Origin of the sequence: uncultured Blautia sp., from assembly GCF_902497045.1 — a bacterium.
Classification (GTDB): Bacteria; Bacillota; Clostridia; order Lachnospirales; family Lachnospiraceae; genus Blautia_A.
The window spans coordinates 1-1976 of record NZ_CABVDF010000342.1; the positions used below are offsets into that span (position 1 = coordinate 1).

Sequence of the window (1976 nt, forward strand, 5' to 3'; positions counted from 1 at the left end):
TCATACTGACGGTCATTGACCTTGTATGCACCAAATGGCACATTTCCAATCGCCACATCAAAAAAATCATTAGGATAATCTGTCTTCTCAAAACCTTTGATCTGAATATTGGCATCTGGATAGAGTAGCTTTGCAATTCTACCGCTGATACTGTCCAGTTCCACACCATAGAGTTTGGACTGATTTAGATTCTCTGGAAGCATTCCAAAGAAGTTCCCGACTCCCATAGACGGCTCCAGGATATTTCCTTTTGTAAATCCCAGATTCTCCAACACCTGATACATACTTTCAATCACAATCGGCTGTGTATAATGAGCATTTAAAGTGGAAGCTCTGGCTGCAGCATATTCCTCTGGTGTAAGAACCGTCTTTAATTCCAGATATTCTGTCTCCCATGCAGCTTTTGTCTCATCAAATGCATCTGCAAGACCTCCCCAGCCGACGTACCTGGATAAGATTTTCTGTTCCTCTGATGTCGCATTGCGGTTCTCATCCTCACATTTCTTTAACAACTGGATAGCCATGATATTGGCTCGGAATTTCTCCTTCGGTGTTCCCTGTCCAAGTTCATCATCTGTGATACGGAAGTTCGTTGCTTGAATCGGTTCTGCTATTCCGTTAATCTCTTCCAAAGATTCTTTTTCTTCCGATACCTCAGCTTCTCCCGATAATTCTTTTTCTTTTTTATCATAATCTGTCCACACACGTTGAGAAATAGCAGTAAAATACGAGGACTCTTCCTCCATAATTTCTTCCCTGATTTCCCGTAATTCATCTAAGGTATCCGCATTTACAGTTTTGTTGTGATAATGATAATAAAGTACTTCTTGTCCGAGTTTTACATCCAGACGTTCCAATTCTTGTGTTGACATTCGATTCCAAATATCATCTTTTTCCGTATGAATCGTGAAACCTTCTCCATCATCATGATATTCTAATGTGTATTGAAGTCGATTCACTTCTCCCTTAACTTTGCAATCAAAATCATGGATTCTTGTTCTGGTACCGGACATATATTCTGAATCAACTAATCTCAAATCAGTTATATCTTCCGCTGTCAAAGTATCCTGCTCCAGCTGTTCTCCTAACATCTGCTGTGCTTCTTCCAAATCTGCCAGTCTCTGTGCTTCCTGCCGCTCTTCATACTTTTCCAATTCTTCCGGTGATAAGAAATCATCGGTGCGGATCAGCTGACGGACACGTTCTGCAACCTTATTCCATTTTAATAGAATTTCTACTTCTGGACTGCCAATCTTTCCTTTCGCAAGTTTTAATCCTTTTGCATCATGTGAGGCATCAGATTCATACGCTCCCGGTATCCCAGGTGATGCACCACCTGTTCCATACTCATTTTTCAGGAACTCTGCTGCATCTTTCATATCATGATGCTCCATGAAATACTCATAGATCCGGTTGTGCCCTCCGGCTGTAATGCCGCCTCTTCTAAGGACAGCATCTATTTCATCTTGTGTAATAAAGGAAAGTGCCGGACGTTCGACCGTAAATTTCTGGTCTACCCAGGAACGCTCCCTCTGAAGATCCTGAAAGCGTTGGAGATATTCCGGATTATGCTGAATCTCCCAGCGGTGATAATCTCCCGGATTCTCATCCATATATTTCTGCAGCCATTCAAAACGATAGACAATCGCATCTGCTTCCTCTTGATCTGTCCATGCTCCACTCACTACATCCTGCCAGTCTGAATATGATTGTTTCTTTTCCCAGTTTCTGCAAGTATCCCGAAAATGAAGTGCAAGAAGATTGGTCATTTCTTCCTGCTCCTGTTCAATGGCATTATTGGAAATCAAATTATCCACGTAATTTCCATCCTCATACATATCCCGAATTCTGTTCGCTGCTTCTTCCCACGTAACCATGCGGTCAAAGTTTCTTCTGGCAGAGTCCCCTCGCCGGATACGGATACCATCATTGTCATACCAGATACTGATTTTCTGACCATCTATGGTAAATCCTTT

At 42.0% G+C, this 1976-nt stretch carries 1 pseudogene; it reads right to left on the minus strand.

Annotated elements, in window-relative coordinates:
- A pseudogene (locus tag RDS42_RS14450) lies at positions 1–1976 on the minus strand (adenine methyltransferase); the annotation flags it as partial.